The sequence below is a fragment of the Acerihabitans sp. genome (genome assembly GCF_036398755.1).
Taxonomy (GTDB): Bacteria; Pseudomonadota; Gammaproteobacteria; order Enterobacterales; family Enterobacteriaceae; genus Acerihabitans.
Genome location: NZ_DASWOM010000110.1, coordinates 25,361 through 33,557 on the forward strand (window position 1 = coordinate 25,361; position 8,197 = coordinate 33,557).

6 protein-coding genes are annotated in these 8,197 nt (G+C 56.8%); 3 read left to right on the forward strand and 3 right to left on the reverse strand.

Annotated features, from left to right (window positions below; translation table 11 throughout):
- Nucleotides 1-199 precede the first annotated feature (199 nt).
- Both VGC33_RS18480 and metK read right to left on the reverse strand, forming a co-directional pair.
- Nucleotides 200-1,609 (reverse strand): sugar porter family MFS transporter, encoded by a 1,410-nt coding sequence (locus VGC33_RS18480; RefSeq protein WP_331122244.1) that lies wholly within the window; start codon nucleotides 1,607-1,609, stop codon nucleotides 200-202.
- A 387-nt stretch (nucleotides 1,610-1,996) separates the two neighbouring features.
- A complete protein-coding gene (metK, locus tag VGC33_RS18485; protein WP_331122245.1) occupies nucleotides 1,997-3,148 on the reverse strand; it encodes a methionine adenosyltransferase in 1,152 nt (383 codons plus the stop codon).
- Nucleotides 3,149-4,024: 876 nt separating this feature from the next.
- Here metK and speA point away from each other — a divergent pair.
- Nucleotides 4,025-6,001 carry a biosynthetic arginine decarboxylase gene (gene speA, locus VGC33_RS18490; protein ID WP_331122246.1) on the forward strand — a complete coding sequence of 659 codons (1,977 nt, stop codon included), beginning with the start codon at nucleotides 4,025-4,027 and terminating at the stop codon, nucleotides 5,999-6,001.
- A gap of 13 nt (nucleotides 6,002-6,014) precedes the next feature.
- Nucleotides 6,015-6,935 (forward strand): agmatinase, encoded by a 921-nt coding sequence (speB, locus tag VGC33_RS18495; protein WP_331122247.1) that lies wholly within the window; start codon nucleotides 6,015-6,017, stop codon nucleotides 6,933-6,935.
- A 91-nt stretch (nucleotides 6,936-7,026) separates the two neighbouring features.
- Here speB and loiP read toward each other — a convergent pair whose 3' ends face one another.
- A complete protein-coding gene (loiP, locus tag VGC33_RS18500; protein ID WP_331122248.1) occupies nucleotides 7,027-7,788 on the reverse strand; it encodes a metalloprotease LoiP in 762 nt (253 codons plus the stop codon).
- A gap of 260 nt (nucleotides 7,789-8,048) precedes the next feature.
- Between loiP and VGC33_RS18505 the strand changes: the two genes are divergently transcribed.
- The coding region (locus VGC33_RS18505; RefSeq protein ID WP_331122249.1) for a thiamine pyrophosphate-binding protein at nucleotides 8,049-8,197 on the forward strand (149 nt) is incomplete at its 3' end.

Consider the following 8,197-nt stretch of genomic DNA (forward strand, 5'->3'; position numbering starts at 1 on the left):
ATTAACCGGCGTGATAAACAGATGCAAGTGACGCAATACGTTGGCGTAGGAGGGGTTTAACCGGCAAAGGAAAAAGTGTGCCGTCGGGATAAACGGGATGCGGCTTGCCAGGCTGCGGCACAGGTATTGGCGTTGAAGCGCGGGACGGCGTGCGCCGCTCCGTCCAGCCGCAGGAATCGCCGGCTGGACGAATCGAACCTTATTTGACGCCGATATCGCGCAGGCGCTTGCCGGTCATCAGGTTACGCTCGATATGTTCCAGCGAAATATTCTTGGTTTCCGGGATCAGCCAGTAGGTCAGGAGAATAAACAGCACGTTCAATCCGCCGTAAACCCAGAACGTATTGGCGTTACCCAGCACGTCGAGCATGGTCAGGAAGGTGGCGCCGACGATCATATTGGCGATCCAGTTGGTGGCGGTGGAAACGGTGATGCCGAAATCGCGGCCTTTCAGCGGCTGTATTTCGGAACACAGTACCCAGATCAGCGGACCGGCGCTCATCGCAAAACCGACGATAAACATCATCAGCATGATGATGGCGAAGTATTTGCGGAAGTCGGTTTCAACGCCGATATGCAGCAACGCGCCCAATACGCCCATGCCCACCGCCATCACCAGGAAACCCAGTTTGAGCGTCGGCTTGCGGCCCCAGCGGTCAACCAGGCCGATGGCGATAAAGGTGGCCAGAACGTTGACCAGGCCGACAATCACCGTACCCCACATTTGATCCGTGGTGCTGGAGAAACCGGCGATGCCGAATATCTTCGGCGCATAGTACATGATGACGTTCATACCGGTGAACTGCTGCATCACCTGTAACAGGATGCCAAGGTAAACCACGCGGCGGAAATTGCCGTTATTGGTAAACAGCGCCCAGCCGCTTTGTTTTACCTTCAGGCTTTCGCGAATCTCTTCCAGCTCTTTCTTGGCTTGCTCCGAGGTATCGCGCAGCATATTCAGCACCTTCTGCGCCTCGATGTAGCGCCCTTTCGCCGCCAGCCAGCGTGGGCTGCCGGGCAGGAACAAAACGCCGATGAACAGCAGCACCGCCGGGATGGTGATGATGCCCAGCATCCAGCGCCAGGAGCCGCTGTAGCTGAACGCGGTATCCGTCAGGTACGCCGCCAGGATGCCGATGGTTATCATCAGCTGATACATGGAAATCATGCTGCCGCGGATTTTTTCCGGCGCGATCTCCGACAGGTACAGCGGGGCGGTGTAAGAGGCCACGCCGACCGCCAGGCCCAGTATAATCCGGGCAATCACCAGCAGTTCGACGTTGGGTGAAAAAGCGGAGCACAAAGAACCGACGACGAATAGGATAGCGCCTATCAGTAAACTGTATTTACGTCCCAGTTTGGCGGAGAGCCAGCCCGAGCCTATCGCGCCGACCGCGGCGCCGAACATCATGGAGCTGACCACCCACTCCTGTTGATGCGCGGTGATTTGCAACTCATCGGCCAGGAACGGCAATGCCCCGGCAATCACGCCGATATCCAGGCCGAACAGCAGGCCGGCAAGCGCCGCCATAAAACAGACGAAAAAGGTGATGCGAGCATGAGAGCTGCGTGACCGGGGTTTGGCAGTGCTCACATTGGCAGTACTCATAGTACCTCCCTAAAATTACTTAATTATTAATTATGAATGTTAAGTAAATGTATGGGGATAAAGTGTGCGTTGGATCACAACTATGTAATCGTTTACACAGACTTATCCTGAATTCACAGTATTAAAATCCGCGACTCTGCCGCCAACCAATCTAAAATGGTGTTTTAGAATGACGTTCGGCGCCGGTCCGGTTGAATTATAATATATAGCTGAAAATGAAGCGGCAGCAAAAAAAATTACCTATTTTATTTAGTATAACTAAATGATAAATAAGATTTTAAATTTTGTAATCGGTTTCAAAAAGGCTAAAAAAAACGGTGACCATAAGATCACCGTATATAAGTGTAGTCGAAAAGATTTCAGGCGGGACGACTTATCCGACGGCGCTTACAACCCCGCGGCATCGCGCAGCAGCGCGGCTTTATCGGTTTTCTCCCATGGGAAATGCTCGCGGCCGAAGTGGCCATAGGCCGCGGTTTCGCGATAAATCGGCTGCAGCAGATCCAGCATGGTGATAAGGCCATGCGGACGCAGGTCGAAGAACTCACGCACCAGTTGGGTCAGTTTTTCGATGGAAACTTTGCCGGTGCCGAAGGTTTCGAGGCTGATCGAGGTGGGTTCAGCCACGCCGATGGCGTAAGACACCTGAATTTCACACCGGTCGGCCAGGCCGGCGGCCACGATGTTTTTTGCCACGTAGCGGGCGGCGTAGGCCGCGGAACGGTCGACCTTGGACGGATCCTTGCCCGAAAACGCGCCGCCGCCGTGGCGCGCCATGCCGCCGTAGGTGTCAACGATGATTTTACGTCCGGTCAGGCCGCAGTCGCCCATGGGGCCGCCGATAACAAACCGGCCGGTGGGGTTGATAAAATATTTGGTGCTTGCCGACAGCCATTCCGCCGGCAGGACCGGCTTGATGATCTCTTCCATGACCGCTTCGTGCAAATCACTCAGGGACACGTCCTCGGAATGCTGGGTAGAGAGCACGACCGCATCGATGCCGACGATTTTATCGTTGTCATAGGCGAACGTGATCTGGCTCTTGGCATCCGGACGCAGCCAGGGCAGGGTGCCGCTTTTACGCACCTGGGACTGGCGCGCCACCAGGCGATGGGCGTAGGTGATCGGCGCCGGCATCAGCACTTCGGTTTCGTTGGTGGCGTAGCCAAACATCAGTCCCTGGTCGCCGGCGCCCTGTTCGAGCGGATCGCTGCGGTCCACGCCCTGGTTGATATCGGGCGATTGCTTGCCGATAGCGCTGAGCACGGCGCAGGAATTGGCGTCGAAACCCATATCCGAATTGATATAGCCGATATCGCGAATGGTGCTGCGCGTCAGTTCTTCTATATCCACCCACGCGCTGGTGGTGATTTCACCGCCGACCAGCACCATACCGGTTTTGACAAATGTTTCGCAGGCCACGCGCGCCTTGGGATCCTGGGCCAGGATCGCGTCAAGCACGGCATCGGAAATCTGGTCGGCGATTTTATCAGGATGTCCTTCTGAAACGGATTCGGACGTAAATAGGTGTTTAGCCATCGGTCTCTTTACCTTAACATACGGGTTAGGAATGACTGCGTAGCGCTGGGATTCAGCCATCAGGGAAAAGCGATTTTCCGAGGATGGCGTTACGCGTCCTGCAACGTCCCGCGGATAACGTCGTTAGCAGTAATTAATCACAGTAAGTAATAATAGTGTTAAATTATCCAGTTTAGATGGATTAACTTCTGGATGGCTATTCTAGGACACCCGCTTGGCGAATTACCAGCAATTTTTTTGCGCCGCGGCCGATGCGCAACCCGCGACGGCACCCGATTGTGCGGTGATATCGGCTGATAATGATTTAAATTTTGCTTTTTTGCGGGCCAGGCTGTATAAATTCGCGCGCATAGGCAACGGCAAGGTAAATGTCATTCATTTACATCCGGTAACTTTTTATCTGTCCCGGTACGGCGTAAGCCGACGAACGCCGGTTTTGCGGGAGGTGGCACTGTTAATGATTCGTAACTCTCCGGTTATCCCTGACCACGCTCTCGCCTGCCCGGCATATCCGGCGCACCCTGTTTTTCCAGCATTTCCGCTCTGTTTACGCCGATGTTGCCCGCCAGGCGGCCGACATGCGGGCGCTTCCCAGGATTCCAGGGCCGGCTGACGGTTTTTTATCTACTGGAACAGGCCATACGGCCATTCATGCGGATCCTGTTTTGCCGGATCCACCGCCCCGTCTTACGGAGTTCATCAAGGTGTTTTACAATTACTGTACTGATGTACTGGATGCCGAATGCGTCCGGCGGCGTTTATTGCCGTTGGCGGACTGCGGGTTTACGCACAACAATCATGCCACCAACGGTGGTGTCCACGCTCCAACATTGATGAACGGGAACGCTATCTGGAACCCCGGGAGAGAGTTACATCATGTCTGATGATCAAAAGCACCACGGGTCGCATCGGTCCGCACCCCATGAAAACTTGCGTTCCATGCAGGAGGTAGCCATGAATGACAGCGATGCCAGCAAAATGATGAGTACCTACAATGTCGCGTATTGGGGAAATAATTATTTTGATGTCAATGAGTTAGGCCATATCAGCGTTTGCCCCGATCCGGATTTCCCCGAGGCGCGGGTCGATCTGGCGGAACTGGTGAAGGAACGGCAAAATGACGGGCAACGGCTGCCGGCGCTGTTTTGCTTTCCGCAAATCCTGCAACACCGCCTGCGTTCCATTAACGGGGCGTTTAAGCGCGCCCGTGAATCCTTCGGCTACCGGGGCGACTATTTCCTGGTCTATCCCATCAAGGTAAACCAACATCGCCGGGTGATTGAATCCCTGGTGAATTCCGGCGAGCCGCTGGGCCTGGAGGCGGGTTCCAAAGCCGAACTGATGGCGGTGCTGGCCCATGCCGGCATGACGCGCACCGTGATTGTCTGCAATGGTTATAAAGACCGCGAATACATCCGCCTGGCGCTTATCGGCGAAAAATTGGGCCATAAGGTCTACCTGGTAATTGAAAAACTCACCGAAATCAAGCTGGTGCTGGAAGAGGCCGAGCGCCTGAACGTCGTGCCCCGGCTGGGGGTGCGCGCGCGTCTGGCCTCGCAGGGCTCCGGCAAATGGCAGTCCAGCGGCGGTGAAAAATCCAAATTCGGACTGGCGGCGGTCCAGGTGCTGCAACTGGTGGAACTGCTGCGCAGCAAAGGCCGTCTCGACAGCCTGCAACTGCTGCATTTCCATTTGGGTTCCCAACTGTCCAATATTCGCGATATCGCCTCCGGCGTGCGGGAATCGGCGCGCTTTTATGTGGAGCTTCACCGCCTGGGCGTCAATATCGAATGCTTTGACGTCGGCGGCGGGCTGGGGGTCGATTACGAAGGTACCCGTTCGCAGTCCGATTGCTCGGCCAACTACGGCCTGAACGAATACGCCAACAATGTGATCTGGGGCATCGGCGACGCCTGTAACGAGTATGACCTGCCGCATCCGACGGTGATTACCGAGTCCGGCCGCGCCGTCACCGCCCATCATACGGTGCTGGTGTCGAACGTGATCGGCGTGGAGCGCAATGAGTTCAGCGAACCGCTGCCGCCCGCCGAAGACGCGCCGCGCCCGCTGGAAAGCATGTGGCAGACCTGGCAGGAAATGCAGGAGCCGAGAAACCGCCGCTCGCTGCGCGAATGGCTGCACGACAGCCAGATGGATCTGCACGACGTCCATACCCAATATACCCACGGTATGCTGGATCTGACCCAGCGCGCCTGGGCCGAGCAGCTCTACCTGAATATCTGCCGCATGATCCAGACGCAGCTCGATCCGAGCAACCGCGCGCATCGGCCGATCATCGACGAACTGCAGGAGCGGATGGCCGACAAGCTGTACGTGAATTTCTCGTTGTTCCAGTCGATGCCGGACGCCTGGGGTATCGACCAGCTGTTCCCGGTGCTGCCGCTGGAAGGGCTGGATAAACCGCCGGAAGGCCGGGCCGTGCTGCTGGATATTACCTGCGATTCCGACGGCACCATCGACCATTATATCGACGGCGACGGTATCGCCACCACCATGCCGATGCCGCCGTACGACGTGGACAACCCGCCGCTGCTCGGCTTCTTCATGGTCGGCGCCTACCAGGAAATCCTTGGCAATATGCATAACCTGTTCGGCGATACCGCCGCGGTGGATGTGTTTGTGTTTAAAGACGGCAGCGTGGAACTCAACGAATCAGACGAAGGCGATTCCGTGGCCGATATGCTGCAATATGTCCAGCTGGATCCGGCGGTACTGCTGACCCGTTTTCGCGATCAGGTGAAAGAGACCGATCTGGACGGCGCGCTGCAGGCGGAATTCCTCGAAGAGTTCGAGGCCGGTCTGTATGGTTACACTTACCTGGAAGATGAATAAGAAAGGACTGACTATGAGCACCCTGGGCCATCAATACGATAATTCCCTGGTTTCCAATGCCTTTGGCTTTTTGCGTTTGCCGTTGGAATTCAACCCCTATGAAGCCGACGCCGATTGGGTGATTACCGGCATTCCATTCGATATGGCCACCTCCGGCCGCTCCGGCGGTCGTCACGGCCCGGCGGCGATCCGCCAGGTTTCAACCAACCTGGCCTGGGAAGGCTGCCGCTGGCCGTGGGATTTCGACGTGCGCCAGCGTTTGAAAGTAGTGGACTGCGGCGACGTGGTGTTTGATTTCGGCGACGCGCAGGACCTGAGCGACAAGCTCCAGCAGCACGCGGAGCGTTTACTGGCGGCGGGCAAGCGCCTGCTGTCCTTCGGCGGCGACCACTATGTCACATTGCCGCTGCTGCGCGCCCATGCCAAGCATTTCGGCAAAATGGCGCTGGTGCATTTCGATGCCCATACCGATACCTACAGTAACGGCAGCAAGTTCGATCACGGCACCATGTTCTACCATGCGCCCAACGAAGGCCTGATCGATCCCACCCGCTCGGTGCAGATCGGTATTCGCACCGAATACGATCGCGATAACGGCTTTACGGTGCTGGACGCGGCGCAGGTCAACGATCGCGGCGTCGACGATATTCTGGCCCAGGTAAAACAGATTGTCGGCGATATGCCGGTTTACCTGACCTTTGATATCGATTGCCTGGATCCGGCGTTCGCCCCCGGCACCGGCACGCCGGTGATCGGCGGCCTGAGCACCGATCGGGCGCTGAAGCTGCTGCGCGGCCTGCAACCGCTGAATATCGTCGGTATGGATCTGGTGGAAGTGGCGCCGGCCTACGATCATTCGCAAATTACCGCCCTGGCCGCCGCCACCCTGGCGCTGGAAATGCTGTATATCCAGGCGGCGAAAAAAACGCGGTAACTCTCCGGGCTTATGGACGGCATCCCTCCCGGCCGCCGTCCCTTCGTCCGCGCGCCTGTCGGCCCGCGGTTATTTTTTGGGAATGACCCCGTTATTTGCCCGCCGCGATGCGATCGCGGATATGCTGCGCCCGCGCCTGCGACGTCGGATGGGAATCAAACATACTGCCTCCTTGCCCTTTTTCCAGGCCGGCCAGTTTCTCAAAGCTGCTCACCAGTCCCTGCGGGTCGATATGGCGTTTTGTTAGCAAATCAAAGGAATAGTCGTCCGCTTCGCTTTCCTGGCGCTGGGAAAACTGCGCGCCGATCAATGCCTGCCCCAGCTCGCCGAGCTGCGATTGCGAGAGCGCCGCCGTGACGCCGCCCACCGACGCGGCGGCGGTGCGCGCCGCCGTGGTGGCATAGGCCAGTTGCATGGCCTTGCGGCTGTGCCCAAGCGCGACGTGGCCCATTTCATGACCGACCACCGCCTCCACTTCATTATCCGTCATCATATCCATCAGGCCGCTGTAGACCCGGATGCAGCCGTTGGCCATCGCCCAGGCGTTAACGTCCTTGGTCAGGTAAACCTTATAATCGGCCGGCGTGCCGGCGATATTATCGCCCAGCGCGGCGGCGACGGTATTCAGGCGTTGGGCATAGGGGCTGCCGGCGGGCGCAATCTGCGCCTTTTGGTCCATTTGCGCACAGGATTCCGCGCTCAGCGTCTTGACCTGGCTATCGCTTAGGGTGGCCGCGACAAACGCCTGCCCGCCCGATTGCATCAGGGTGTCCCGATCGAGATTTTCACAGCCGGTCAGCAGCGTAAGCGCGATGATACCCAAGCCGCGCCAGGGTGGTAAAGATGAAGTCATTTTTGGTTTTCCCATAAGATATTAAGAAATTTTGTGAGATTGTTAACAGATTTTATGGCACGGATGATGATGTTTTTTTCACCGGTTCGAACCGCCGCGCGATCAGGGGATTATCCCCTCTTTATCGTGCATTCCTGCATATACAATTATGGCCTTTTTAGGGTACATTTATCGATATTTTCACAGTCTCTGAAGTTAAGTGGTTGATTTTATGATGGCTTGGACAACGAGACACTATTCAATCCGAAACGGAGTAATTCATGACATCCCGAAAAGAGCTGGCCAACGCCATCCGCGCGCTGAGCATGGACGCGGTACAAAAAGCCAAATCCGGCCACCCCGGCGCCCCGATGGGCATGGCGGACATCGCCGAAGTGCTGTGGCGCGACTATCTTAACCATAACCCGTC

Bases quoted from the DNA above. Each gene is read 5' to 3' on its own strand.
- VGC33_RS18480 (WP_331122244.1), bottom strand. From the start codon at position 1,609: ATGAGTACTGCCAATGTGAGCACTGCCAAACCCCGGTCACGCAGCTCT.
- metK (WP_331122245.1), bottom strand. From the start codon at position 3,148: ATGGCTAAACACCTATTTACGTCCGAATCCGTTTCAGAAGGACATCCT.
- speA (WP_331122246.1), top strand. From the start codon at position 4,025: ATGTCTGATGATCAAAAGCACCACGGGTCGCATCGGTCCGCACCCCAT.
- speB (WP_331122247.1), top strand. From the start codon at position 6,015: ATGAGCACCCTGGGCCATCAATACGATAATTCCCTGGTTTCCAATGCC.
- loiP (WP_331122248.1), bottom strand. From the start codon at position 7,788: ATGACTTCATCTTTACCACCCTGGCGCGGCTTGGGTATCATCGCGCTT.